Annotated in this window: 28 protein-coding genes and 1 pseudogene; 7 read left to right on the top strand and 22 right to left on the bottom strand. The window is 42.7% G+C overall.

Annotation, left to right across the window (positions count from 1 at the left end; genetic code table 11):
* Window positions 1-13: 13 nt before the first annotated feature.
* The gene (holA, locus tag LNN34_RS02420; RefSeq protein WP_229042647.1) at window positions 14-1,057 is read right to left on the bottom strand and encodes a DNA polymerase III subunit delta; all 1,044 of its coding nucleotides are present in this window, start codon (window positions 1,055-1,057) and stop codon (window positions 14-16) included.
* 39 nt (window positions 1,058-1,096) lie between these two features.
* On the bottom strand, window positions 1,097-1,246 hold the full coding sequence (locus LNN34_RS02415) for a hypothetical protein (protein WP_125825438.1): 150 nt from the start codon (window positions 1,244-1,246) through the stop codon (window positions 1,097-1,099).
* A 40-nt stretch (window positions 1,247-1,286) separates the two neighbouring features.
* Between LNN34_RS02415 and LNN34_RS02410 the strand changes: the two genes are divergently transcribed.
* Window positions 1,287-1,421: a YqzM family protein gene (locus LNN34_RS02410; protein WP_010335005.1), complete on the top strand. Its 135-nt coding sequence runs from the start codon at window positions 1,287-1,289 to the stop codon at window positions 1,419-1,421.
* Window positions 1,422-1,459: 38 nt separating this feature from the next.
* Here the strand turns inward: LNN34_RS02410 and LNN34_RS02405 are convergent, their stop codons facing one another.
* The 3 genes from LNN34_RS02405 to LNN34_RS02395 form a co-directional block, all read right to left on the bottom strand.
* On the bottom strand, window positions 1,460-3,790 hold the full coding sequence (locus LNN34_RS02405; RefSeq protein WP_229042671.1) for a DNA internalization-related competence protein ComEC/Rec2: 2,331 nt from the start codon (window positions 3,788-3,790) through the stop codon (window positions 1,460-1,462).
* Window positions 3,791-3,793: 3 nt separating this feature from the next.
* The gene (locus LNN34_RS02400) at window positions 3,794-4,363 is read right to left on the bottom strand and encodes a ComE operon protein 2 (RefSeq protein ID WP_044154488.1); all 570 of its coding nucleotides are present in this window, start codon (window positions 4,361-4,363) and stop codon (window positions 3,794-3,796) included.
* A 65-nt stretch (window positions 4,364-4,428) separates the two neighbouring features.
* Window positions 4,429-5,046, bottom strand: a complete 618-nt coding sequence (locus LNN34_RS02395; protein WP_229042646.1) for a helix-hairpin-helix domain-containing protein — start codon at window positions 5,044-5,046, stop codon at window positions 4,429-4,431.
* A gap of 83 nt (window positions 5,047-5,129) precedes the next feature.
* On the opposite strand from LNN34_RS02395, the gene comER reads away from it, so the two are divergent.
* Window positions 5,130-5,951, top strand: coding sequence for a late competence protein ComER (comER, locus tag LNN34_RS02390; RefSeq protein ID WP_059335445.1), 822 nt, complete (start codon window positions 5,130-5,132; stop codon window positions 5,949-5,951).
* A gap of 64 nt (window positions 5,952-6,015) precedes the next feature.
* Here the strand turns inward: comER and LNN34_RS02385 are convergent, their stop codons facing one another.
* Genes LNN34_RS02385 through LNN34_RS02350 form a run of 8 tightly spaced genes read right to left on the bottom strand, consistent with a single transcriptional unit; the run spans window position 6,016 to window position 11,026 of the window.
* A complete protein-coding gene (locus LNN34_RS02385) occupies window positions 6,016-6,759 on the bottom strand; it encodes a class I SAM-dependent DNA methyltransferase (RefSeq protein WP_044154485.1) in 744 nt (247 codons plus the stop codon).
* Entirely contained in the window at window positions 6,756-7,112 is a 357-nt protein-coding gene (rsfS, locus tag LNN34_RS02380) for a ribosome silencing factor (RefSeq protein WP_229042645.1), read from the bottom strand. The genes LNN34_RS02385 and rsfS overlap by 4 nt, the downstream gene beginning before the upstream one ends.
* Before the next feature lie 17 nt (window positions 7,113-7,129).
* Window positions 7,130-7,690, bottom strand: coding sequence for a bis(5'-nucleosyl)-tetraphosphatase (symmetrical) YqeK (gene yqeK, locus LNN34_RS02375; protein ID WP_024122116.1), 561 nt, complete (start codon window positions 7,688-7,690; stop codon window positions 7,130-7,132).
* Window positions 7,680-8,249: a nicotinate-nucleotide adenylyltransferase gene (locus LNN34_RS02370; RefSeq protein WP_010335014.1), complete on the bottom strand. Its 570-nt coding sequence runs from the start codon at window positions 8,247-8,249 to the stop codon at window positions 7,680-7,682. The genes yqeK and LNN34_RS02370 overlap by 11 nt, the downstream gene beginning before the upstream one ends.
* Before the next feature lie 10 nt (window positions 8,250-8,259).
* The gene (yhbY, locus tag LNN34_RS02365; RefSeq protein ID WP_024122118.1) at window positions 8,260-8,550 is read right to left on the bottom strand and encodes a ribosome assembly RNA-binding protein YhbY; all 291 of its coding nucleotides are present in this window, start codon (window positions 8,548-8,550) and stop codon (window positions 8,260-8,262) included.
* Entirely contained in the window at window positions 8,550-9,386 is an 837-nt protein-coding gene (gene aroE / locus LNN34_RS02360) for a shikimate dehydrogenase (RefSeq protein WP_229042644.1), read from the bottom strand. Before aroE ends, yhbY begins: the two co-directional genes overlap by 1 nt.
* 18 nt (window positions 9,387-9,404) lie before the next feature.
* Entirely contained in the window at window positions 9,405-10,505 is a 1,101-nt protein-coding gene (gene yqeH, locus LNN34_RS02355; RefSeq protein WP_059293568.1) for a ribosome biogenesis GTPase YqeH, read from the bottom strand.
* Window positions 10,506-10,507: 2 nt separating this feature from the next.
* On the bottom strand, window positions 10,508-11,026 hold the full coding sequence (locus LNN34_RS02350) for a YqeG family HAD IIIA-type phosphatase (protein ID WP_003226126.1): 519 nt from the start codon (window positions 11,024-11,026) through the stop codon (window positions 10,508-10,510).
* A gap of 361 nt (window positions 11,027-11,387) precedes the next feature.
* Here LNN34_RS02350 and LNN34_RS02345 point away from each other — a divergent pair, with 361 nt between their 5' ends.
* On the top strand, window positions 11,388-11,528 hold the full coding sequence (locus tag LNN34_RS02345; RefSeq protein ID WP_003226124.1) for a sporulation histidine kinase inhibitor Sda: 141 nt from the start codon (window positions 11,388-11,390) through the stop codon (window positions 11,526-11,528).
* Window positions 11,529-11,665: 137 nt separating this feature from the next.
* Here LNN34_RS02345 and LNN34_RS21910 read toward each other — a convergent pair whose 3' ends face one another.
* The 3 genes from LNN34_RS21910 to LNN34_RS02335 form a co-directional block, all read right to left on the bottom strand.
* Window positions 11,666-11,800: a hypothetical protein gene (locus tag LNN34_RS21910; RefSeq protein ID WP_267476603.1), complete on the bottom strand. Its 135-nt coding sequence runs from the start codon at window positions 11,798-11,800 to the stop codon at window positions 11,666-11,668.
* 77 nt (window positions 11,801-11,877) lie between these two features.
* Window positions 11,878-12,609, bottom strand: coding sequence for an SGNH/GDSL hydrolase family protein (locus LNN34_RS02340; RefSeq protein WP_044154481.1), 732 nt, complete (start codon window positions 12,607-12,609; stop codon window positions 11,878-11,880).
* A 246-nt stretch (window positions 12,610-12,855) separates the two neighbouring features.
* Complete coding sequence (locus tag LNN34_RS02335) at window positions 12,856-13,608, bottom strand: N-acetylmuramoyl-L-alanine amidase (RefSeq protein ID WP_229042643.1); 753 nt, start codon at window positions 13,606-13,608, stop codon at window positions 12,856-12,858.
* A gap of 193 nt (window positions 13,609-13,801) precedes the next feature.
* On the opposite strand from LNN34_RS02335, the gene LNN34_RS02330 reads away from it, so the two are divergent.
* Window positions 13,802-14,428, top strand: a complete 627-nt coding sequence (locus LNN34_RS02330) for a TVP38/TMEM64 family protein (RefSeq protein WP_024122122.1) — start codon at window positions 13,802-13,804, stop codon at window positions 14,426-14,428.
* A 20-nt stretch (window positions 14,429-14,448) separates the two neighbouring features.
* Here LNN34_RS02330 and gnd read toward each other — a convergent pair whose 3' ends face one another.
* Complete coding sequence (gene gnd / locus LNN34_RS02325) at window positions 14,449-15,342, bottom strand: phosphogluconate dehydrogenase (NAD(+)-dependent, decarboxylating) (protein WP_229042642.1); 894 nt, start codon at window positions 15,340-15,342, stop codon at window positions 14,449-14,451.
* A 320-nt stretch (window positions 15,343-15,662) separates the two neighbouring features.
* Here gnd and LNN34_RS02320 point away from each other — a divergent pair, with 320 nt between their 5' ends.
* Complete coding sequence (locus tag LNN34_RS02320; RefSeq protein WP_229042641.1) at window positions 15,663-16,391, top strand: DUF308 domain-containing protein; 729 nt, start codon at window positions 15,663-15,665, stop codon at window positions 16,389-16,391.
* A gap of 33 nt (window positions 16,392-16,424) precedes the next feature.
* Here LNN34_RS02320 and LNN34_RS02315 read toward each other — a convergent pair whose 3' ends face one another.
* On the bottom strand, window positions 16,425-16,850 hold the full coding sequence (locus LNN34_RS02315) for a NucA/NucB deoxyribonuclease domain-containing protein (RefSeq protein WP_059335453.1): 426 nt from the start codon (window positions 16,848-16,850) through the stop codon (window positions 16,425-16,427).
* Window positions 16,851-17,026: 176 nt separating this feature from the next.
* Here LNN34_RS02315 and sigK point away from each other — a divergent pair, with 176 nt between their 5' ends.
* Window positions 17,027-17,755: an RNA polymerase sporulation sigma factor SigK gene (gene sigK, locus LNN34_RS02310; protein WP_013308023.1), complete on the top strand. Its 729-nt coding sequence runs from the start codon at window positions 17,027-17,029 to the stop codon at window positions 17,753-17,755.
* Between the two features lie 182 nt (window positions 17,756-17,937).
* On the opposite strand, the pseudogene LNN34_RS02305 reads toward sigK, so the two are convergent.
* The 4 genes and pseudogenes from LNN34_RS02305 to yrkP form a co-directional block, all read right to left on the bottom strand.
* Window positions 17,938-18,036, bottom strand: a pseudogene (locus tag LNN34_RS02305) (recombinase); the annotation flags it as partial.
* A gap of 611 nt (window positions 18,037-18,647) precedes the next feature.
* Complete coding sequence (gene psiE, locus LNN34_RS02300) at window positions 18,648-19,064, bottom strand: phosphate-starvation-inducible protein PsiE (protein ID WP_106044082.1); 417 nt, start codon at window positions 19,062-19,064, stop codon at window positions 18,648-18,650.
* Window positions 19,065-19,109: 45 nt separating this feature from the next.
* Window positions 19,110-20,408, bottom strand: a complete 1,299-nt coding sequence (yrkQ, locus tag LNN34_RS02295; RefSeq protein ID WP_229042640.1) for a HAMP domain-containing sensor histidine kinase — start codon at window positions 20,406-20,408, stop codon at window positions 19,110-19,112.
* Complete coding sequence (gene yrkP, locus LNN34_RS02290; protein ID WP_202647505.1) at window positions 20,395-21,090, bottom strand: two-component response regulator YrkP; 696 nt, start codon at window positions 21,088-21,090, stop codon at window positions 20,395-20,397. Before yrkP ends, yrkQ begins: the two co-directional genes overlap by 14 nt.
* A gap of 264 nt (window positions 21,091-21,354) precedes the next feature.
* Between yrkP and LNN34_RS02285 the strand changes: the two genes are divergently transcribed.
* Window positions 21,355-22,551: a DUF418 domain-containing protein gene (locus LNN34_RS02285; RefSeq protein ID WP_044154448.1), complete on the top strand. Its 1,197-nt coding sequence runs from the start codon at window positions 21,355-21,357 to the stop codon at window positions 22,549-22,551.
* Window positions 22,552-22,608 lie beyond the last annotated feature (57 nt).

The following is a 22,608-nucleotide window of genomic DNA, read 5'->3' as shown; positions in this document are numbered from 1 at the left end:
ACAAAAACGATCCTCATAATTGAGGATCGTTTTTTTCATTTCTACTTAACAGCTGCAAGAGAAAAAGCTCTAGTAAAAGCTGCTTGTCCTTTTTCCCGGTTTTCATCTCATAGTCCATAACGGCAAGCTGTTCAATAATAGACCGGAGCTCGGCTTCTGAAAAAAGTCTCGCTTGATCCATCGCCAGCTTTACCCGGAATGGATGCACCTTTAAATTAGAGGCAATCTGTTTTTGGCCGTACCCTTGTTCCGCAAAATATTTCGTCTGCAGGATCAGCCGGAACTGGTTCGATATAAGAGCCATAATTTTGATCGGTTCTTCATTTTGTTTGAGCAAATCATAAAAAATTTGCAGACTCTCAGTTCGTTTCCGATTGACGATTTTATTAATCAGTTCAAAGATATTTTGTTCCAGGCTTCTCGCCACAAGCATTTTCACATCATCCAGCGTAATTTCTTCACGGTCTCCAATAAACGTGCAGAGTTTCTGAATCTCCTGAAAAAGAGATGACAGATGCCCGTTTACAAGCAAAACCAAATGCTCTGCCGCCTCGGTACCGATCGTTTTCTGCTCGGTTCTCGCCAGATTGATCGTAAAGTCTGTCGTTTCCTTCGCGTTTAATTCCTTTGCCTCCATCATGAACGCCTGTTTTTTTAGCGCTTTGGTCAGTTTTTTCCGCTCATCCAGTTTTTCATAAGGCGCAAGCAGAACAAAGACCGTATATGGTGCCGGTGATTGTATATACGATTCAAGCGCGGTGACGTTGTGCTCAACTTTTTCTTTCTTTTTCTCACCCGTTAAAAAATATGGATTTTTCACAATGACAAGGCGCCGCTCCCCCATAAACGGGAACGTTTCAGCGTCGGCAATCGCCTGATCCAGCGGGTCTTCTTCCAAATCAAAAACAGACAGGTTGAAATCTTTTGTCTCTTGATCAATCACAGTCTGTCTGATCCTGCTGACGGTTTCTTGGAGCAGATACGTCTCTTTTCCGTATAAACAATAAACCGGATGGACTTCTCCTTTTTTCAGGCTTTTCCACACATCAAATACCATTGTTGTACGACTTCCTCTCTTTCATCATCCCCTTCTATCCTAAATTGTGTTTGCAAAATAGTAAAGAGGAAGCCTGACAGCTGCTTCCCCATTTATATTAAACGCCTGTTCGCAAGCCCCCGGGACAGCTTGTAAAAAGGCGATAATCACCAGAACAGAAAACGTTACCTTAGCTTCTAGATTTTTCAAAACGATTCCATTATACTTAAGTCAGTCAGGGGGGATGAAATTGAATGATTTTGAAAAAAACGTTCAAAGCAAACGAAATGATGCTGTAGATTCAGCGGTTGGTTTTGTTGTGTCCTTCGGATTTTTCGCCTTATTGTTTGTCATGGCAACGGTTATTCACCTGGTTGGTTCATAACACGACTGTCCGGGCTGCTGATTTCTCGGCAGTCTTTTTTAATTCGTCTCTGTCATATCTGATGTATCATATGGAGGATAAACAGAAAAGGTTCCAGATCCGTTTTTGTACGTGTATTGGATCGTGCCGCTTTGATCCGTGCGCAGCACACGGATGGATCGGCTCTTTAACAATTGAAGAACCTCTTGATGCGGATGATGGTACCTATTGTTTTCACCCGCTGAGATGACCGCCGTTTTGGGCTGAAGCTGTTTGATGAATTCTTCACCGGTCGAGCCCTTGCTTCCATGATGCCCTACCTTTAACACATCCGCTTTTATATTCGGGAACACATTGATAACCTCCTGTTCCCCCTCTTTTTCCAGATCACCCGTCAGGAGCCAGCTGAGCCTGCCTGTTTTCATCCATAGAACGAGAGAAGAATTATTTTTACTTGCCGGATCAGGCGTTTCCGGTGACAGCACATGAAACTGTAAGTCCTTTATTTGCAATACATCACCCCGCTTCACCTCTTCAATTGCCACCCCCTCCTGTCTGGCAGTCCGCAGCACCTTCTCATCATGCGATTCAGAAACAAATCCTTTCGGAATGATGAGACGCTTCACTTTATGATGCTTCAGCAAAACCTCTGCCTCTCCGATATGATCTTGATCTGCGTGCGTCAGTATCAGCGCATCAAGCTGCTTGATGCCCTTTGCCGTTAAAAAAGGGATCAGCACCTTTTCCCCCAGTGAAAAAGGATGCTGTTTTTCGCGCCAAGGCTCTGACGAATAAGACAAAGTGCCTCCCGTATCAATTAAAACGCGGCCTTTCTGATACGGTGCACTGACAAACATACTGTCACCTTGACCGATATCAATCATATCTACTTCTCCGTCGGAACTAACATAAGGGAAAACAAAGAGCAGGATAAGTGTTGCACAAAAAAGGCTTGTGGACACTGTCAGCCGGAGAAATGAGGGTTTCTCAATACTCATAAGCAATATGATGACAGTGAGCGTGAATAAGAGAAGAAGAGCAGGTGCAGGACGTGAGATGATGATTGTGAATATATCTATATCAGCGATTTTAGTGATCAGTCTGTTGGTCCAGGTCATCATTACATCAAACCAATAGAACAGAAATTGACCGACGGATGCTGAAAAAAATAATAGAATAACTCCTATAATAGCAGCCGGTAAAATACAGAATGTATAAAAAGGCACCAACACCATATTCATTGGAATGCTAATGATAGAAAACTGCTGAAAATGATACAGAAGAATGGGCAGTGAGCCTAGCTGGGCGATAACAGATACAATCGTCAGCTGTCCCAGACTCGTTTTGATATGCTGAAAAATAGATGATGAGAGAATTAAAGAAAAACTGACCGCAAATGAAAGCTGAAATCCAGCTTCAAAAAGGTAGTAGGGATTAAAAAGCAAGAGGACAATATACGAAAGACAGATTACCCCGGCAGAATTCACCCGCTGCTGAAAAAGGCTTCCCGCTAAGTAGATGCCCGACATCAGAGCGGCTCGGAGAACAGAGGGCGCTGCGCCTGTCAAAATAACATAGATCGGCAGAAACAATAGCAATAGGATTGACGCATTTCCTCTTGTTATGCCCAGACGGATCATTGCGTAAAATAGGCCTGCTGTCAAAATCCCGATATGGAGTCCTGAGATGGCTAACAGATGGACAACACCTAGACTTTGGTAAGCATTAAGCACATCGTCATCCAAGTAAGATCTTTCACCTACTGTAAGCGCCTGTACGATTCCTGCTGAATCTGGCGGAAGCTGTGTGTTCGTGAATGATACGATGTATTTTCTCAAACTGAGAAGCTTATACCGGACATCTGAAGGCTCGCTGCAATTTCCAATAGATGTGACAGAATAGCTCCAATGAATATGCTGCCGGTAAAGATACTGTTGATAATCAAATGTTCCCGGCACTGTTGCTTGTTTTGGCTTCTCCAAAGCACCAGTCAATTCGCATGCCATACCCGGCTCTAGATGTGACAGTTTTTCTTTTTCAGCTAAAGACTGAATCCGATAAGAGGCAGCCCATTTTTCGCCATCGGGCGTCTTGATCAGCATAGACATCCGATCCCCGTCAATTTTAGGAATACTATGAATGACCGCCTTGAAGTCATAGCTTCCCTGCTGATACGAAGAAGTATTTTGAGAATCTGTGATCTTAAACAGGGCAAAATTGAGTACAAAAGAGAATAAACAAACAAAAATGAGTGGAGCGTGCCTTGTTTTGATTGACACAATAAGAAGAAAGAGGAAGAAGAGAAAGACAGCGGAGAAATAAGAGGCGGCAGCAATTCCAGCCGTTGCTGAAGCTGCCGCCAAAGGCAATAATAGACGCGAATTCCGCATCAATCACACATAACTCGTAAAAAGTTGATTAGCCTGTTCATGTATTTTCTTCAAATCTTCCTCTGCAAGACCGGCATCCGCTAATTTTTCTAAAAGCCCCGCTACAAATGAAAGCTTTTCTCTGTTTTTCAGATCAACGATCATTTCATCGAGTTCAACCTGTTCAACCGTAACGCCTGATTGCTCAAATAGCTCCTGGGCATACGGATGTGTTTTATAATCCTCAGCGTAATATACTGTTTTGATACCGGCTTGAATGATAGACTTACAGCATTGAATACACGGATAGTGCGTGACATATATCTCCGCTCCATCTGTCGGCACTCCAAATTTAGCGCATTGAAGTATCGCATTCATTTCCGCGTGAATCGTTCTCGCGCAATGATCGTCTATCATTAAGCATCCTTCGTCCGCGCAATGTACGCCGCCTGCGATTGATCCGTTATAGCCTCCTGCAATCATGCGTTTATCTCTGACAATGGTAGCGCCGACAGACAATCTCGGGCAGGTGCTGCGCAGTGCCAGTAAATGGCTTTGAGCCATAAAATATTGATTCCATGAAATTCGTTCCACGTTGTTCCCTCCAAATGTGTGTTGCCTGTTCTTTAGTTTACCTATCATCATGCATGACCGTCAATTCACTTTACTGTAATGGAAGACTTTATTTTTTCAAAAGATTTTTCGCCAATTCCCGAAACCTTTGTGATATCTTCAATTGTTTGGAAACGCCCGTTCTCTTCCCGATATGCAATAATCGCTTCAGCTTTTGAAGGCCCTACTCCCGAAATGTTTTGTAAATCCTCTAATGTTGCTGTATTGATATTGACCAATGTCTCCTTCCCCTTACTGCTTTGTACAGCGCCGCCGGCCGCTTGCTGCGCCGCCTCTTCTCCCTCACTCGGTATATACACCACTGTACCGTCCTGTAAAAGTTCCGCCAAATTCACTTGCGTTTCATCTGCTTTTTCACCAATGCCGCCTGCTTTCTCAATAGCCTGCGATACTCTGTCTCCCGTATGCATTTCATAAACGCCGGGATGCTTAACAGCGCCTTTTATATCAATTACAATATTTTCTTCCGCTTTGTCTTTTGTTGCTTCCTGCTTGACCTCGGTATTTTCCTTTTCACTAGATACAACTTGTTTTACAGGCTCTTTGTTATGTCCGCTGAAAAAAAAGAGGCAAAGAACTGCAATGAGAACAGCAGCAGAGCCCGCTGACATGATTATCGTTTTATGTTGATTCAACCAATTCAACTTGCATACGCCCCGCTTTCGTCATATTTTGTTTCTTTATCACATATGGTTTAGAGGATAATAGCTCAAAGGAGGGGAAATCATTGAAGATTGGCTTTATCGGCACTGGAAATATGGGTACGATCCTTATAGAATCATTCATTGAATCACGAGCAGCCGATCCCTCAAACATCACAATCACAAACCGCACAATTGAAAAAGCGCTGAAGATAAAAAACCGTTACAACAGCTTAAACGTAACAGAGAGCCTTGAAAAGCTTGTTGCAGAAAATGAGATCATTTTCATCTGTGTAAAGCCGCTTGATATATATCCATTATTGTCAAGGGCAGTCCCTTATTTAACTAAGGATCACATTCTCATTTCAATTACAAGCCCGCTTCAGACTGATCAGCTGGAACAGTATGTGCCATGTCAGGTGGCACGAGTTATCCCGAGTATTACAAACCGGGCGCTTGCTGGCGTTTCTCTTGTCACCTACGGTAAAAGCTGCGGAGAGGCAGCAAAAACAAAAATCATCGAGCTGATGAAGCACATTTCTAATCCGCTGCAAATTGAAAGTGACATCACAAGAGTAGCGTCAGATATCGTAAGCTGCGGACCCGCTTTTATGAGCTATCTGATTCAACGGTTTATAGATGCAGCCGTTACGGAAACGTCAGTGTCTAAAGAGGACGCTGTTCTCATGTGTAAAGAAATGCTTGTCGGGCTGGGAAAACTGTTAGAAACCGAATTGTATACCCTTCCTGCATTACAGGAAAAGGTTTGCGTAAAAGGCGGCGTGACAGGAGAAGGCATTAAAGCACTCGAAAGCGGTGTACAGGATATGTTTCATCGGGTGTTTCAAAATACGCATTTGAAGTACGAAGAGGATATTTCCGCGGTGAAGAAGCAGTTTCATGTGTAAACAAGTATGGCATAGCCGTTTGTTGTATGCAAAAGGGTAAAAAGGCATTTTAAAAACCATCGTCTTAGTAAACGATGGTTTTTGATTTCTGCGCTTTAAAGAACAGGCGTTCAGATTGTGGTGACGGCGCTGAATCGGTAAAATCAGCGGTGACCTTATGAAGCTGAAAGCCGCAGCTAGCCAGCATTTCTTCGTATTCATCCACTCGGAACGTTCTTTGCTCATGTGTTTCGTCGAAGCGGTCGTACGTCTCTCCGTTCCAAACAAAAAATGACATATCATGAATGGCGGAAAGCTCTTCACTTCCGGCAAAGCTTTGCCAAATATAGCTGATATCTTCGTCCTGATCAGCAAACGTGCACCCAGGAAAAACCTCGGTTATTTTATACGGTGAATGAACATCAAACAGCAATATGCCGTCGGGCTTCAGCACCTGAAATACACTTTTAAAGGTATTCATTACGTCATTTTTCGTTTTTAAATAATTCAAGGAGTCACAGCAGATCACAACCGCGTCAAACTGGCCTTCAAATCCGGTAATCTCTCTCATGTCCTGCTGAAGGAAAAGAATCGGCTGTTTAGCTGGTACTTTTTGCTGGGCGTAAGAGAGCATTTCTTCACTGAGATCAATCCCGGTGACTTCAAAGCCTTTTTCGGCAAGCCGGATTGAAATCTCTCCGGTGCCGCATGCCAAATCGAGAATACGGCCTTTTTCCGGTAGAGATGCTTCAATCCATTTTGTCCATTTGTCGTAAGGTGCGTGAGACATTAACTCGTCATACACGCTTGCAAAGCCTTGGTAAATCATTGATTCAATCCAAGTTCCAGGTCTGCGAGCGGAGCGTCTCCCCACAGTTTTTCCAGGTTGTAATAGCTTCTTTCGTCCTTATGAAACACATGGGCAATGACATCCCCAAGGTCAACTAATACCCATCTTGCTTCATCGAAGCCTTCCATCTTTTTGACTTCAATGCCGTTTTCTTCAGCCTGGTCCTTGATTTCACGCGCAATGGCCTGCACTTGTTTTTCTGAATTACCGTGGCAGATCAGAAAATAATCCGCAACCAGAGAAATTCCTTCCATATCCAGTGCTAATATATCCTCTGCCCGCTTATCGTCGCAAGCCGCAGCTGCAATCTTTAAAATGGACGTTTGATTCATTCACATATTCCTCCTGTTCATTTGCCAGACACAAGCCAGTTATAAGTTAAACATGTATCTGGGAAAACCTGTTGATTTTTTTTCATTAGAAAAATCATTGTATTTTTGATCGACTGAATCAATGCTTGATTCAAATCCGTTTCTGCAAGTTCACGCACCTCATCGACACCGGGAAATTTACGGCCTGGTTCAATATAATCAGCAACGTAAATGACTTTCTCCAAAAGCGTCATGCCCGGACGCCCAGAGGTATGATATCTGATCGCGTCAAGAATATCTTCGTCATGAATTCCCGCTTCTCTCTGGACTAGGTAAGCGCCGACCGGAGCATGCCACAGCTCCGGGTTGTGATCCAACAGATGCGCGGGCATTTTTTCTCTGGCTATAATTTGTTTCATTTCTTCTTTCGGGCGGAATTTGGCGTAATCATGAAAGATAGCCGCCGTTTCCGCTTTTTTGGAGTCGGCGCCAAAGCGCTCCGCAAGTTCAATCGCCGTGTTCATTACGCCAATTGTATGGATATATCGATGCTCGGTCAATTGCTGCTTGACGCAGGCAAGTGCCTCCTCACGATTCATATAAACCATTCTCCTCTACATACTTCTTCACTTTATCAGGGATTAAGTAGTCAGTGGGCTTCTTGCTTTTAAACCGTTCCCTTATCATAGTCGATGATACCTCAAACTCCGGAACGTCTGCAAAGAGAAGCGGATAAGGGGTTTCAACATGAAAACCGGGGCGCTTTACTCCGATAAATTGAATAAGGTTCAGCAGCTCGTCCAGCTTATACCATTTCGGCAGGTATTCAATCATGTCAGCACCGATAATAAAGAAAAGCTGATCATTCGGATATCGCTGCTTTAGTAAAGAAACGGTATCAAAGGTATATGACGGCCCTTCTCTTTCCATTTCAGCCAGCTGCAGCTTAAAGGATGGATTAGACTGAATAGCAAGCTTCAGCATTTCCACCCGATGAGTGCTGTCTGTATAGTCTTCATCCTGTTTATGCGGAGGAATTTGATTGGGCATAAACCAAATTTCGTCGAGCTCCGCCTGATACAGCACCTCATTCGCCATTAAAAGGTGACCGTTATGCGGAGGATCAAACGTGCCTCCGAAAATTCCGATTTTCTTCATTTCAACCACCTTAAGGAAGCTCGATTTGTTTATTTTCCTTTGATTCCTTATATAAAACAATCGTATTGCCGATCGTCTGAACCAACTGTGCGCGGCTTCCTTTTACAAGAGCTTCCGCAACATCATTTTTATCGTCTTCGCAGTTTTGAAGAACGCTGATTTTAATCAGCTCTCTCGCTTCAAGCGCTTCAGAAATTTGTTTAATCATGTTGTCATTGACTCCGCCCTTTCCTACTTGAAAAATCGGGCTTAAATGGTGCGCTTTTGAACGCAAGAAACGTTTTTGTTTTCCTGTTAACATTATTTTCCTCCTAATTTCTCTACTACAATAGATCTCATTTTTTCAACATCAGGCTCATGTCCCGTCCACAAGCGGAAAGACAATGCCGCCTGCTCAACAAACATGCCGACTCCATCCAGTGTTTTCAAACCTTTTTGCTTCGCTTCTTTTAATAGTGAAGTCTGAATCGGATTATACACGATATCGCAAACAACCGCACTGCTTGCAGCACGCTGCAATGAAAGCGGAATATCTTCCACGTTTGGATACATGCCTACAGATGTTGTATGGATCATTACATCATACTGCTCAAGCCGTTCTTCTGCTTCTTTTATGCTTAACACTTCTGCATTGCGGAACGAGGGAGCAGATTCTGCGAGCTGTTTGGCTTTTTCTATCGTTCGGTTGCAAATATCAAACTTTTCCGGATTGTCGCGGACGATCGTTGTAAAAATCGCTCTGGCTGCCCCGCCCGCGCCGATCATTAAGAAAGACAGTTCGGAGATTGGTTTGTCCAAAATTCTCATTAAAGATTTCACAAAGCCTTCTCCATCTGTATTATATCCGACAAGCTTGTCTCCTTCTCTTCTGACAGTGTTAACGGCACCAAGCACTTTTGCGCTCTCATCAATATGATCGAGATGATCCATGATGGAAACCTTGTGCGGAACAGTCACATTGATGCCCTGTACACCAAGAGCTCTTATCCCTTTTACCGCATCTTCCAGACTATTCTCTTCCACCTTAAATGCATGGTAGTGTCCGTCCAAACCAAGATCCTCCAAAGCCGCGTTATGAATATCCGGCGACATGGAATGCGCAATCGGATTTCCGATAACCCCGTACAGCTTCTTCATACTCCTCTCCCCTTTTTGTTAAATTAATGAGCGCCGAACAAATACGTGAACGCCTTTTGGCGCATAAGCCGTTATTTTTTTATTCGCGTCATGCACCGTTACCCAGCCTAACCCAGAGAAAACGATATCTGTCTTTTGCTCTTTCATCGTAAACGTATGGGCAACCAGCTCTGGAAACTCATCCATATCATCTTTTCCCGGCGGTGTAAGCAATTCTCCTGCGTGCTTTTCATAAAGCGCGTCTGCATTTTCCAGTTTCGTTCTGTGAATCATTAATTCATTCGGCATATAGCAGACAAAGGCAGCTCTTTCACCTGAAACATAATCAAACCTTGCCAGTCCGCCGAAATACAGCGTTTGCTGATCGTTTAGCTGGAATGTGCGCGGCTTCAGTTCCTTTTTGGGCGAGAGTACTTTTAAATCCTTTTTGTTTACATAGTGCGCCATTTGATGGTGATTGATGATTCCCGGTGTATCATAAAGCGCAGAGCCGTCATCTAACGGAATTTCAATAGCATCAAGAGTTGTGCCCGGGAATTGGGATGTCGTGATAATGTTGTCTTCACCTGACACTTCTTTAATAATCCGGTTAATGAACGTTGATTTCCCAACATTGGTACAGCCGACAACGTAAACATCCTTGCCGTTACGGTAATGCTCAATCGCATCAATGACATCTCTGATCCCCTGGCCGCGTCCCGCACTGACCAAAAATACGTCAATCGGTTTTAAGCCAAGCTCTTTCGCCTCGCGCTTCATCCACTGGATCAGCCGTTCTCTTTTGAGCGATTTAGGCAGAATATCTGCCTTGTTTCCGACTAACAATATAGGATTGCCTCCGACTAAGCGCTGCAATCCATTAATCCAGCTGCCGTTAAAATCAAAAATATCAACAATTTTAACAACGAGAGAATCCGTTTCTCCAATTCCATGGAGGATGTTTAAAAAGTCATCATCCGTTAAGGAAACGTCTTGTATTTCATTGTAGTTTTTCAGTCTGAAGCAGCGCTGGCAAATTACACTTTCTTTAGAAAGCGAAGCCGGCGGCGCGTATCCCAGACCATTTTTGTCTTCGGTTTGGATTGTGACTCCGCAGCCGATACAAACAACCTTTTCCATTCTTACTCCTCCCACTGAATGTGCCCTTTTCGTTTGAGAGCACTCAGTATTCTGCGTTCGACCTGGCGGTTAAAGCGCGTAATAAAGCCATCCGAGGAAGCGACAGGCACGACCAGGATCGTATGGTAGCCGTTACGGTTCCCGCCGAGTACATCAGTCAGCAGCTGGTCTCCGATGACAACACAGTCCTCTTTTTTCAGCTCCATATTGCGCACTGCTCTATTAAAGGCTTTGCCCATCGGTTTTCTTGCTTTATAGATGAATGGTATGCCGAGCGGTTCCGAGAAAAGTTTTACTCTTCGCTCATTATTATTAGAGACAATCGTCACTTTAATGCCGTGCTCTTTCATTTCTTCAAACCACTCGATCAATCGCGGCGTCGCGTTTGGTCTGTCCCATTCAACAAGTGTATTATCCAGGTCAGTGATAATTCCTTTTACATTTCGTTCCTTTAATTTTTCAGGTGTAATATGAAAAATATTTTTAACAAACTCGTCAGGTAAAAAAAACTTTTTTAACAAAACCCGCACCCTTCCCTTTTCTTTCTCTTAAAATTCATGTCGAAAAAAATCGAACTTGCGCTTAAAGAAAAACTGAGCAAAAAAATTTCGACAAAAATTGGGTTTCTTCACCAGGTGTGGATAAATTTACACACACTATCCACTCTTATTACATCACTCTTTTGACAAATTATAAACACGATACTCACAAGTTATCCACTTTTTGGTGTGGATAACAGAACGATTGTTCTTATATGCAATTCATGGTAGATTAAAGATAATCTTCAGCTTCAGATGAACGCAACCTATAAATGTATGTCACAAAGTCATGAATGATTCCAACTATGAAGGAGGTGTCTCTCCCATTAATTGGGTTCCTAGCATGAGAAAATTGTCTGATGAATTATTAATAGAATCTTATTTCAAAGCCACCGAAATGAATTTAAACCGCGACTTTATCGAGTTAATCGAAAACGAAATAAAAAGAAGATCGCTCGGACATATTATTTCCGTATCTTCTTAATAGGAATTTGTCTATTTTTTCCGGGCGTATTTCCTTTTTTTACTCAGATGACTGATATTATATCACTTCAGTTACGCGCTTTACTACTGTTTTCAGCAAAAAACACCCCTAAAAAGAGGTGTTTTCAGGGCTGGATTTCATGTGAACCAATACACTCCACCCACAATCAGGAGAACAACAATCAAAACAACGATAAAAGCGTATCCGTATGCTCTGCTTGCGCCATATGGCCAGCCGCCGAAAGGATACGTGTATAAATAACCGCTGCACATGTGAAGCGCGCCTCCTTAAAAATGTTTCTATAACAGCCTATGTAGTAGAAATAAAACGGCTTAGGCCTTTGTCCGGATCAGCGCTTCAGGACCTGCCCATCTTGTATTCCTTCATAAACTACCCTTGCCCCTTTAGGTGTCATATGATTGCCAGAAGGATCTATCAAGCCGGATTGGATAAGTGCTTCATCAGTAGCTTTTCCGCCGTCTGCTTCTATAAAGTGCTTCCAGTTGTCTACGAGAGGCACATTCATATGTTTCGCGACATCTCTTGTAATATCATTGTATGAGTTATGCCACTTTCTCGCCCCGCCTTTTGATTCAAAAGCAGCCGCTTTATACCTGGAATAGTAAAAGAGGTGATGCTTCCCGTTTCCTTCAATAATAGGGATACACGTCATTAAAACAGGCTTGATGCCGTGTTTTCTGCTTTCTTTTATAAAGTAAACCAGATTCTCTCTGAAACGCAGCTTTGACACTCTTGGCTTTCCTTCAGCCAGAATCCCTGCGTCATTAGTGCCAAACATAATAAAAAGATGCTTAGGTTTTTGATCGAGTACATCTGTTTGAAACCGTAAACGGGCATCTTCAGTCGTTTGTCCTCCAATTCCTGCGTTGAGAATATCAAGATTCCCGCGTTCAGCCGTTTTTAATACATTGACCCACTGCTGCGCTTTTGGATAGTCACGATAATCCCAATTAGAGCCGCGTGTATTGCTGTCACCAAATGCTACCACGTCTTCGTATCCTTTTCCTTCACATCCTGCTGTAACGAACAGCAGAAGGAAAAGGATGAACATATACTTCATCTTTACACCCCCAAAAGCTTCATCTTTATGTTATACCTCTGTTCTGTTTCATTCAACGCAGAGTTTTTTCGTTATAGCGTTCTCTCTATTGTTAACGTGTCCCTCTCAACTAAAATCATTCTGTTTCCAGTAAGGGGTGAGATATCTATTTCAGTTCCCGTCTTTTTCTGCGAAAAAACACTTCAGAGAGTTGAATGCAATAACCTGCTTCCGCCAGAGGAAACAGGCTACTGATTATCTCTGCATTTATTTTAATTTCGCTTTAAGCTTGGCCTTTGTTTTTGGTCCGTAAATACCATCAGCTTTTAATCCATTCATCAGCTGAAAACGTTTCACGGCATTTGCTGTTTTCGGTCCATAAATGCCGTAAATACCGTTATTCTTCGCGCCTTTATCGGGGTAAAAATGAAGGGCGGCTAAAGCCTTTTGCAGCTGAAGAACTTTAGTGCCTTTTCTATAAGGCGCAGTGAGTTTTATTACTCCTGAAGGCAGAGGATAAGATTTGGGTGATTCTTTAGATGGCGTATCAGAGGAAGAAATTCGGTTTTTGAAAGCACTCCATTGATGTAAGAGTTTGCGGGGACATTCTTTTCCAGACCATTTTTTGTGGGGAACAACACGATCCAGCGAAATATTATGATCTTTCATTAATTTTTTGATCAGCCACTGCGCATTAGCTACTGCTTTGTCAAAATCGCCGTCTGCATTTTCACAGATTTCAATCCCGATTGATTTGCGATTCCCTGTCCCATTGATGCCGTCGCCAGCATGCCACCCGTTTTCAGTAAGAGGAAGATGCTGATAGATGTCTGAATCGTCTACTGTAAAATGCCAGCTGACAGATGTACTTGGGTTTTTCACATAATCAGCGTGCATTTTCGCATCGGCACCTTTGGCGGTATTTGCTGTATTGTGCACCGTAATATAGGCAGGTGTCATCGCATAGCCGGGACGGTTATCGTTTGATTCTGGTATAAAATCCTTTTTTATCGCTACCATTTCTATCCCTCCCTACTATTAAAGAATGCAGCAACAAGAGAAATGGACAGCCTATTTTGCTAGATAAAAAAGAATTGTATTTCCCCCACTCGTATTACAGTTGAACCACCGAAACGGTACAAGTTATACTAACGTAGATGCCGGAGATTCTGCCTCATGACATCGCCGCAAGTGTTGGGAGTGGATAATTGAAATGTTAAAAAAGACTTTAGGTATAATCTTGATCATCGCCGTTATTGCAGTCGGGTTTTATCAGAAAGAAGCTTGGCTTGATGCTATAAAAGCAGGCGGATTGATCTCCGTTTTATGTAGTATGCTGCTGATAGCCGCCGACGTCTTTTTCCCGATTGTGCCGTTTGCAATCATTGCAGCTTTAAATGGCGCTGTGTTCGGAATTGCAAATGGTGTTTGGATTACACTGGCCGGTTCAATGCTCGGTACAATATTGCTGTTTTTTCTCGCGAGGTACAGCTTTCGAGATTGGGCCAGAAAAAAAATAAAAGCTTATCCTGCTATACAAGGATACGAGGCTTCATTCGATAAAAATGCGTTTACCGCTGTTCTATTGGGAAGGCTTATCCCTGTTATCCCTTCTCTAGTCATGAACGTTGTATGCGGACTAAGCAGTGTTCGGTGGCATGTTTTTTTCTTCGCCTCTTTAATAGGAAAAATCCCGAACATTTTAGTTGTTACCATTGCCGGCGCCAATTTCTCCAGCAACAAATTGCTGTCTTTCAGTATTTACGGGGCCTACGTTCTGATCTTGATGCTAATCATATATATAAAGTTTCCTCATCTGGTAAAAGCGTCAAAAAAATAAGGGCGGCCCGCTTCGCCCCCTTACTTTTTTTCTGTTGCATGTCCTCCAAATTCATTACGGAGCGCAGCAACAACCTTTCCTGTAAACGTATCGTCTGTTAACGAACGGTATCTCATCAAGAGCGACATCGCGATCACCGGAGCTGCTGTCTGCAGATCTAGTGCCGTTTCCACTGTCCATTTCCCTTCCCCGGAGGAATGCATGACGCCTTTGATCTGATCCAGCCTCGCGTCTTTAGAAAAAGCGCGCTCAGTCAGCCCCATAAGCCACGACCTTATGACAGAGCCATGATTCCATACCCTTGCAACTTTCTCATAGTCAAATTCAAACGGACTGTTTTCCAGCACTTCAAATCCTTCACCAATGGCAGCCATCATTCCGTACTCAATGCCATTATGAATCATTTTCAAAAAGTGCCCGCTGCCCGCTTCTCCGGCATATAAATATCCATTTTCAACAGCAGTATCCCGAAACAGAGGCTCCGCGATACGCCATGCCTCCGGGTCTCCTCCAACCATATAACAAGCCCCGTGACGCGCTCCCTCCATACCGCCCGAAGTTCCGGCGTCGAGATAATGAAGACCGGCTTCTTTCATTTGATTGTAGCGCCGTATCGACTCTTTATAATGAGAATTTCCAGCCTCAATGATAATATCCCCTTCGTGTAATAACGGTGCCACATCACTCAGTACAGCATCTACAACGCCATGCGGCACCATCACCCACAGAATTCGCGGCGTATCTAATAAAGAAATCAATTCTTTTATATTTGTTGTCCCCTCAGCTCCATATGATATCAGTTCATCAACAGCCGCTTGATTCACGTCATAACCGATTGCTTGATGATTGCGGTCGATCAATTGTTTTCCTATGTTTATGCCCATTTTCCCTAAGCCGATCAATCCTATTTTCATGTGAGTTCCTCCTGGTTGTCTAAACTCTAAAGCCATTACTCTTTATGTTCCCTGTGAACTGCTATGTGATACGTTCTGTTTTCTCAAATAAAAAACAAAAGCGGGCCGCGATCAGCAAGGGTAATTCCTTTTATCCCCAGTAACTTACTGCTCCGTGTCATATCGTTTCTGTATGATCTTTATCATAAAGAAGGCTTTATAATTTTTTGGCTGCTCCATGTATGACAGCAAAAATCGCGGAAACATGCTTGATTTCCTCTCTATTTAAGTTAAAATATGGGAAGGGAATTCAACTTATTTCTAGCTAAGAAGGTGACAACTTGCAGGATCAAACACAAACGATCATTGGAATGACGAAAACCGCGAAATGTTTATTATACGGTACACTTGCAATCATCGGTCTTCTCATTGGTTATTTTTTTCATCAGCTTGCGAAATGGGCATTATCCCTGCCGTGGATTCCATTAGAAGGCCCTCTTCGGCTTGTTACCTCTTTTTACGGATCACCGGTTAAGTTTATCACCGCGCTGCTTGGCCTGATTGCCGGTATATGGTTCGCTCATTCAATCATGAAATTGCTAGTAACTGTACAGATTACAAACGACTCCGTAGCATTAATGAAAGGCAAGCAAGTTCAAACGATCCACTCCGAAGACATTGCTCTGGTATTTATTGATCACAAACGGCTTGTCCTCTTAGGAACAGACGGATATGAACTGGCCCGTGAAGAAATAGATGAAAAACCTAAAAACATTGAGCAGGCCTTTAAAGAGCATCATTACGTGTGGTCGGCTGAAGGTGACCCGTTTAAAGATAAATTTCGGCGATGGGTACCTGAATCACCCGATCTCTCTCCAAGCGCTCATGCTATATTGAAGGCTCGTCAGAAAGCACTGAAAGAAGAGGAAACAGACGACATTGAAGATTTCCGTCTTGAACTCGCAAAGATCGGAATTGTTGTACGTGAAGAAGGAACACGCCAGTATTGGCGAAAAGCAGAATCGTATCCTCCTCAGGAGAATCAGCCTAGCGGCAAAATAGGATCATAGCAAAAGAGGCTCAGAATTGAGCCTCTTCTTTTATTACTGAACAATAAACAACACTTTGGTGCCATCCGGATAACTGCTCATTTGATTTCCTACCCATGAACCGGCGCCGCGATTATCAGAAGGCGTTACATATCGAACATCGGCTCCGGCGCCTCCTTCTTCACAAACTGCCATCGGCCATTCATCCCGATCGTAGCCAGGCTTCGTCGGAATTCCTTTTAATGACTCCTCCCGCCTTTTGTCCGCCCCCTCACGATCAATTGTACATATATCAGAATGTCCTTCGGCAATCGCATCTTTTATATGATCCCCGGTTTCCGGATAACGAGACAACGGAAAGTATAAAATTTTGTCATATAAAGCAGCCCCCTTGACCTGTTGCGGAGCCGTCATATCCTTTCCCAACAAACAAAGAAAAACCGCTGCCGCCAGAAGAAGCATTGCCATCCATCTTTTCATCCTCATCCCCCCATACAGTTTCGTTCATTTAAATGTATGGGGGCAGCGTAAAGATTATTTTAAAAAACAAAACCTAAGCTCTCCATTGAGAAATTTCCCGGTACAGACACAGACAGCCTTCCGATCACATACATTGACATATAGGCTTTTGCCTACATAATCATGTGGAGGTGACGATGGTGACAGGTGTTTTCGCAGCGCTCGGTTTTGTAGTTAAAGAGCTTGTCTTTTTAGTATCTTACGTGAAAAACAATGCCTTTCCACAACCGCTCTCAAGCAGCGAGGAAAAAAAATACTTAGAGCTCATGGCTAAAGGGGATGAACATGCCAGAAACATGCTGATTGAGCATAATCTTCGCTTGGTCGCCCATATTGTAAAAAAGTTTGAAAATACAGGTGAAGACGCAGAGGACTTAATCTCCATCGGAACAATCGGGCTAATCAAAGGAATTGAAAGCTATTCCGCCGGAAAAGGGACAAAACTGGCGACGTATGCTGCGCGGTGTATTGAAAATGAAATCCTCATGCATTTGCGTGCATTAAAAAAAACAAAAAAAGACGTCTCCCTTCATGATCCGATCGGGCAGGATAAGGAAGGGAATGAAATAAGCCTGATCGATGTCCTGAAATCAGAAAATGAAGACGTGATTGATACGATCCAGCTCAATATGGAGCTTGAAAAAGTGAAGCAATACATTGACATTTTAGATGACCGTGAGAAGGAAGTGATTGTCGGGCGGTTTGGGCTTGATTTAAAGAAGGAAAAAACGCAGCGTGAGATTGCCAAAGAACTCGGTATTTCGCGCAGCTATGTATCGCGGATTGAGAAACGGGCGCTGATGAAGATGTTTCATGAGTTTTATCGGGCGGAGAAGGAAAAGCGGAAGAAAGCGAAGGGGAAATAATTTAGCAAAGGCCGGATCGAACATTCCGGCTTTTCTATATTTTCACTAAAGTTTCTTTTAAAAGAAATAGAGAAAGAATAGATGAAAGAGTTATGAAAAGCATTTTTTGCATACTAATAAGCTATATGAGAAAGACAATCTGGATCATACAGATAACTTGATTATGAATTCTTTAATCGCATCGTCCCTGCTTTCTTTATACAGGCCTCGATCTGGGCGTAGTTGCTCGATCCCTTGATCGCTTGTTTCTCGGTCGATACCCTTATATACATTGCCATCACTCTGGATCTTCTTCCTATCAAGTTTTATTAAATAATGAGAGGAATCGTTCATGCATTTGTCAGCTTGCGGTCCCTCGATGATTATCACCTTCATAAAATGCATCACCCCTTGGGGAATGCTATGTAATAACTGTTTGTCCAAATAAAAAACCGATGGTTTGAACCATCGGTCTGTTTTCTATATCACTGGGCCCTCAATATAGTAAATCTATCTTATTAGAAAGCTTATACTTTATATTCATTTGTTATCATTTCTATACGTTTACATCAATTATGGTAAAAAATAGAGATAAAAAAACAATAAACGTACATCCTAACTTTTTCACCTTATTTATTATGAATGTTAACCTCTTCCTTGTAAAATAAAGAAGCGATTTTCATTTCAAGACAGTTAATGCTTTGGCATCGGGACATGTCTGTTAAAGTAGCCAAAAAATACATTCAGATATCCACTTACAACCACAATCCACTTTGATCCACTACAGATTTCTGAGCTGACATTAGACAGCTAGACTTATAAATACCGATTATCAATTTTTTTATTCTGTTCCAGTTCCCATTCACCAATTAGGACATTTCGGCGGCGTATCGGCATAAAGTGAATTAATTTATTAATGTTCTACAACAGACTTTCGTCTATTGGCAATAAAGAATCCACAAATCATTGCAAGAATAGCCATCGCCCACCAGAACGTTGAGATCGCCTGATCATGGTCGATGATAATTAAACGAATGACAGCCGTGATGCCAATATAAATGAAGTAGCGAAGCGGGAAATGAAAGTCTGATTTGAAGTATTTGATAATCAAAGCAATGAACTCAAAGTACATGAAGAATATAAGCAGTTCTCCAAGCATCTCATAATAGCTGTCCACTTTGTTGAACAGTGACTTGTATACGAATTGCACAATGTACCATGTCTCGCTGATCAGAAGTGCGCTTAAGGCTATCGCCAGGAAGAACAGACAGACATTGAGCAGCGCTTGTAACAGGTAAGGCACCTTTTTGAATTTGTTGGAAAATCTCATCATGTTGTCTCCTATTTCAATATATTCGTGGTTTTTATTCTCAGCCTACATCTTGGTGTTCCAAAATCGCAGCACAATGTAGTACTTAGAATTCTTTTGTATACTGTGAAACTGTCCCTGCATGCGGGACATCATTCGCGCAATGCTTCTTTCACCGAGTCCGTTGCTTTCCGGTGTTATATCCGCAAGTTTAATCGTATTGCTAACATGGATCTCAAATATATCTTGATCCGATACAAACGTGATGCTGATTTCTTCTTCCGGATCTGCGTATTTAAATAAGTTTGACATCACATTATCAAATACACGACCAAGCTCCTCCAAATTCACGTTAATATAGGTTTCCGGCAGCTCGCCTGAAATATGGACCCGGAAATGCTCCTGATGAAGGATAGCAATCTGATCTGATATTAGATCGTAGATCACTTCTTTCACTGCAACGTTCTCCAGATCGGCCTCATATTCCCTTTCCAGCAGGAAATACGCAAACAGATTGTCAGACAAGCTTTTTAATTGCAGTGCTTTATCATAAGCATTGGCTACATACCGATCTTTGCTGGTACCCGCTTCGCCTCCCTCTTTTTTGGCAAACTCCAGATTCATGATCAGCGACGTCAGCGGTGTACGCATATCGTGCGACATTTCGGTAACCAGGCTGCGGCTCTCAGCTTGCAATTCCTCGATCGCTTTAAGTTTGTCCAAGAAAGCTTTCCGCAGATCCTCAATGCTCTTTGCAATCATCGCTAATTCATCATGCCCTTTTATCGTCATCTCGTAGTCCAGTTCGCCCCCTTCAAGAATATGAATCTCTTGGTGAATCGTTTTAAGGTAGCGAAGACTTTGGCGAATGCCAAAGAGAACAATGATTAAAAAGATGAGGGTTGCCCCGAGCAAATCCAATGTAAAGGCCAGATTATAATATCGGGAAGAGTAGAAACCGTCGATAATGACTCGCCCTTCACCATCTCTAAACTTGACAGGATGTGAATGATTTTGAGCGTACTGAGTCAGCTTTTCCTTTCCATAATCCGATTCGGAATAAATGGAATCATATTGCAGCTCCTGATCCTTGAATATGGTGAGGTTAATGTAATTTTCTTTTTTGACCCACTCGCCAAACGCTTTTCTATCTGATGTAGACAACTCATTTTCTGAAACGTACTTGCTGAATTTTTGAATGTATCTTGCTGACTCCTCGTGATAATATTCATCCGAACTCAGATAACCCTCGATCAGATCATCTGTGATCTTTTGCAACGTCAGAAAGATCACACCACTCACAATCGAAGCAACCATGATCAGCAAAGCCAGTTTTTTGGTTAGCGTAAATTTACGATGCGCCAAATCGATATCCTCTTCCCCATTCAGTTCTTATATAAACCGGACGTGCCGGATCATCCTCAATTTTGGAACGCAGCTTCCGAATATGCACCATCACCGTATTGTTGGAACAGTAAAAGTAAGGTTGTCCCCACACACTCTCATATATATTTTGGGCAGAAAATATTTTGTTGCGTTTGCTCATCAGAAGTTTCAGGATACGATATTCCAGATCTGACAGCTTGATTTGCTGCTCCTCTTTCCAGACCTCATTAAATTCTTCGCTCACTCTTAGTTTGCCCCCGATAAGAAATCTTTCTTCCTGTTCCTTCTTTTCCTGATAGATAGTATATCTGCGTAATTGAGCAATCACTCTAGCATGAAGTTCCTCTTCCGAGAATGGTTTAGTCATATAATCATCGCCGCCGGCGAGTAATCCCTCAGTTTTATCGAGTGTACTCGATCTGGCCGTCAGAAACAGAATCGGGACGTTAGAGGATTTCCTGATGTGCTGACATGTTTCAATTCCCGAAATGCCTGGCATCATAATATCCAAAATAACCAAATCAAGCGAGTCATTCACAAGTTGCAATGCTCGCTTGCCATCCTTGGCTCTTAGCACCTCGTAGCCTGCACGCATAAGGGATTCCTCCAAAAGATCACCAATATCCTGATCATCCTCTACGACTAATATTCGATGGGTCATGTCTCTCTCACCTCATGATTCTTGATGTTATTTCTCGTGTGTCTTTACTATATATCGTTCATAGTTAAGTACGTTATAAGATACTACGTAAATCTTAACAATTTATGAAAGCTGATGCCCGCCACAAACTTGTCACATTTCCTAAAAAAATGATGACTCTTCATAAATTGTTAAGATTCGGGCTTTATATTTATCCATTGTAAGGCTCAGGTTTTTCAGATCCGAACCACACATTGCAATGATAAATGGAAAAGGAGCATTGATATGACTGTACAAAAAGAAGGATACGGGCAACCGGTGAGTCTGCGGGAACGGGTTCATTTTCTGGACATCGTACGCGGATTCGCCTTGCTGGGCATTATTATTGTCAATTATTTTCTGATCGTAGATTCAGTAAAGGGATTCGAAATGACCTCCGATGACGTACTGCACAATCTGGTTTCCTGGTTTGCTGAAGGGAAATTCGTTACGTTATTCTCCTTCCTGTTCGGAGTCGGGTTTATGATCTTTATGGATCGAGCCGCGCAGAAGGTAGATAGTCCCAACAAGCTGTTTGCCCGCAGGTTATCTATCCTGTTGGGATTTGGCATTTTGCACATCACATTTGTTTGGGTCGGTGACATATTGTCCTTTTACGCCATAAGCGGCTTCCTGTTACTCGCCTTCTATAAACGCACGGCCAAAACGGTGCTTAGATGGATTATCGCACTTATCGTGTTTCAATTCCTGACTCCTGTTTTCACAATGTTGTACAATGTCATCAATACTGCAGGGCAAAAAAACCCGAATTTTTCAGAGTTTACTTTGTTTAGCCACAGCAGCCTTACCTACATAGAATCCATCAGCGCTCGGTGGACAGATATGGTCACGATGGCTGCTAGCTCTTTCCATATGATCTATTCCATGTTTCTCATGTTTCTGCTGGGCGTGTACTTTGTTAAGATGGAATTTTTCAAAGATATGGAAGCGAAAAAGCCTATATGGAAGCGTATCTGGATCATTAGCACAATCGCTTTTCTAATAACACAAAGCAGTATATTGCTAGACATGTTTAATTTTTCGAACATTTCCTCTGTCTTGGGTCAAAATGGCGGCTTAACCGGAAGTATGTTTTATATGAGTACTTTTGCAATGCTGTTTCTGTACGTTCCTCAGCTGCGAGGCCCTATGATGATATTCACTAAAGTCGGACGGATGTCATTGACCTGTTATCTGCTTCACTCTATCATTGGAACAGTTCTGTTCCTCAGGTACGGATTCGGGCTTGCGGGTCATATTCAATCTGCCGGCACGTTCATGTTCAGCCTGGCCGTGTATTTCGTGCTAATGATCTTTAGTACATTGTGGTTGAGACGGTTTAAGTACGGTCCGATGGAATTGATATGGCGCAAGCTGACGTACGGCAAAGTAAACGAGCGCTCCAAAGCAACTCCACATGCGGCAAAATCAATTCAGAAATAACCCCTTTTCCCAGATTGCACGGACTTCAAGTTAGTTGTTGACGGAAGTAGGTATTAA

This window comes from Bacillus sp. AF23, from assembly GCF_020861455.1.
In the GTDB taxonomy this organism is placed as follows: domain Bacteria; phylum Bacillota; class Bacilli; order Bacillales; family Bacillaceae; genus Bacillus; species Bacillus halotolerans.
This window is presented reverse-complemented; position numbering and strand designations above follow the sequence as displayed.

Bases quoted from the DNA above. Each gene is read 5' to 3' on its own strand.
- yqeK (WP_024122116.1), bottom strand. From the start codon at position 7,690: ATGAATCGTGAGGAGGCACTTGCCTGCGTCAAGCAGCAATTGACCGAG.
- LNN34_RS02370 (WP_010335014.1), bottom strand. From the start codon at position 8,249: ATGAAGAAAATCGGAATTTTCGGAGGCACGTTTGATCCTCCGCATAAC.
- LNN34_RS02330 (WP_024122122.1), top strand. From the start codon at position 13,802: ATGTTAAAAAAGACTTTAGGTATAATCTTGATCATCGCCGTTATTGCA.
- LNN34_RS02340 (WP_044154481.1), bottom strand. From the start codon at position 12,609: ATGAAGTATATGTTCATCCTTTTCCTTCTGCTGTTCGTTACAGCAGGA.
- LNN34_RS02385 (WP_044154485.1), bottom strand. From the start codon at position 6,759: ATGATTTACCAAGGCTTTGCAAGCGTGTATGACGAGTTAATGTCTCAC.
- yrkP (WP_202647505.1), bottom strand. From the start codon at position 21,090: ATGACCCATCGAATATTAGTCGTAGAGGATGATCAGGATATTGGTGAT.
- LNN34_RS21910 (WP_267476603.1), bottom strand. From the start codon at position 11,800: ATGTGCAGCGGTTATTTATACACGTATCCTTTCGGCGGCTGGCCATAT.
- yqeH (WP_059293568.1), bottom strand. From the start codon at position 10,505: ATGGAAAAGGTTGTTTGTATCGGCTGCGGAGTCACAATCCAAACCGAA.
- LNN34_RS02405 (WP_229042671.1), bottom strand. From the start codon at position 3,790: ATGCGGAATTCGCGTCTATTATTGCCTTTGGCGGCAGCTTCAGCAACG.
- psiE (WP_106044082.1), bottom strand. From the start codon at position 19,064: ATGAGATTTTCCAACAAATTCAAAAAGGTGCCTTACCTGTTACAAGCG.
- rsfS (WP_229042645.1), bottom strand. From the start codon at position 7,112: ATGAATCAAACGTCCATTTTAAAGATTGCAGCTGCGGCTTGCGACGAT.
- LNN34_RS02335 (WP_229042643.1), bottom strand. From the start codon at position 13,608: ATGGTAGCGATAAAAAAGGATTTTATACCAGAATCAAACGATAACCGT.
- LNN34_RS02315 (WP_059335453.1), bottom strand. From the start codon at position 16,850: ATGAAAAGATGGATGGCAATGCTTCTTCTGGCGGCAGCGGTTTTTCTT.
- gnd (WP_229042642.1), bottom strand. From the start codon at position 15,342: ATGAAAATAGGATTGATCGGCTTAGGGAAAATGGGCATAAACATAGGA.
- sigK (WP_013308023.1), top strand. From the start codon at position 17,027: ATGGTGACAGGTGTTTTCGCAGCGCTCGGTTTTGTAGTTAAAGAGCTT.
- holA (WP_229042647.1), bottom strand. From the start codon at position 1,057: ATGGTATTTGATGTGTGGAAAAGCCTGAAAAAAGGAGAAGTCCATCCG.
- aroE (WP_229042644.1), bottom strand. From the start codon at position 9,386: ATGAAGAAGCTGTACGGGGTTATCGGAAATCCGATTGCGCATTCCATG.
- LNN34_RS02285 (WP_044154448.1), top strand. From the start codon at position 21,355: ATGACTGTACAAAAAGAAGGATACGGGCAACCGGTGAGTCTGCGGGAA.
- yhbY (WP_024122118.1), bottom strand. From the start codon at position 8,550: ATGTTAACAGGAAAACAAAAACGTTTCTTGCGTTCAAAAGCGCACCAT.
- LNN34_RS02345 (WP_003226124.1), top strand. From the start codon at position 11,388: ATGAGAAAATTGTCTGATGAATTATTAATAGAATCTTATTTCAAAGCC.